This is a genomic window from Butyrivibrio sp. YAB3001 (genome assembly GCF_900112195.1).
Taxonomy (GTDB): domain Bacteria; phylum Bacillota; class Clostridia; order Lachnospirales; family Lachnospiraceae; genus Butyrivibrio.
Genome location: NZ_FOKR01000053.1, coordinates 1 through 1365 on the forward strand (window position 1 = coordinate 1; position 1365 = coordinate 1365).

1 protein-coding gene is annotated in these 1365 nt (G+C 38.6%); it reads left to right on the forward strand.

Annotation, left to right across the window (positions count from 1 at the left end):
- Nucleotides 1-29: 29 nt before the first annotated feature.
- Nucleotides 30-1205, forward strand: a complete 1176-nt coding sequence (locus BM086_RS20395) for an IS110 family transposase (RefSeq protein ID WP_092332356.1) — start codon at nucleotides 30-32, stop codon at nucleotides 1203-1205.
- Nucleotides 1206-1365: the final 160 nt, after the last annotated feature.

The following is a 1365-nucleotide window of genomic DNA, read 5'->3' on the forward strand; positions in this document are numbered from 1 at the left end:
TATCAATACTATTATTAGGGAGGTCCTATATGATCTATGTAGGAATTGATGTCGCTAAAGACAAACATGATTGTATTATCAAAAACTCTGTTGGAGAAGTTGTTTTCAAAACATTCACCATCAAAAACAATCTCGATGGGTTCAATGATCTTTATCAGAAGATAGAATCCGTAATGGAAGATGTATCCAAAGTAAAAGTAGGGCTAGAAGCCACTGGACACTATAGTTACAATCTTCTTGGGTATCTCGTTGATAAAGGTTTGCCCACCTTCGTTATCAATCCGTTACATACCAATCTGTACAGAAAAAGTCTAAGCCTTAGACAGACGAAAACGGATAAGGTAGATGCCAGTACGATTGCTTCTATGCTCATGTCAAATGTGAACTTAAAGTCCTACTCTGACACATCGTACCACAACGAAGAACTTAAGTCACTAACCCGCTATCGCTTTGACAAAGTAAAAGAGCGGGCAAAGCTTAAAACTTCCATATCTCGTCTGGTCTGTATCCTTTTTCCTGAATTAGAAAAGCTTGTTCCTACTCTGCATATGAATTCTGTTTATTCATTGCTATACGAATTTCCCGGTGCTAAGCAAGTAGCAAGTGCTCATCTTACAAGGCTTTCAAACCTATTAGCAGAAACTTCTAAGGGGCATTACAACAAGGATATTGCTGTAACTTTTCGAGAAGCTGCAAGAGCCTCAATCGGCTCAAATATGCCAGCCAAATCCCTTGAATTAAAGCACACCATCAAACTGATCCGTGAGCTTGATTCCGAAATTGAAGAAATTGAAAGCGAAATCAAAGCTATCATGGATACCATCAATTCTCCAATTCTCAGTATTCCAGGAATAAGCTATCGTATGGGTGCCATGATAATTGCAGAGATTGGCGACTTTAATAGATTTGACTCTGCAGATAAAATCCTTGCCTATGCTGGTTTATCACCATCTACATATCAATCCGGACAATTAGATAACTGTCACCCCAGAATGGAAAAACGTGGTTCTAGATATCTACGATATGCGCTGTTTAACGCCACTATCTACGTCTGCCATTGGGATCCGACGTTCAATGAATACCTCGCCAAAAAGCGGGCTGAAGGAAAGCATTATTATGTTGCTGTATCTCATGCTGCCAAGAAACTCGTGAGATTGATATATCAGCTCGAGAAATCGCATCAGCCATACAACAAAGCAGCTTAACTAATTCCATACAAGTCTTCTTTCAAGAGCATCTCAGGCGATGCTCTATTTGTCATACAGTTTTCAAGGTGCTGATTACGATGAATAAGTCATCGTTGCTCTATTTTAAACTTTTCTGTTTCAAATCATTTTTTATTGACAATCTTTAATAGTTAGTCTT

Bases quoted from the DNA above. Each gene is read 5' to 3' on its own strand.
- BM086_RS20395 (WP_092332356.1), top strand. From the start codon at position 30: ATGATCTATGTAGGAATTGATGTCGCTAAAGACAAACATGATTGTATT.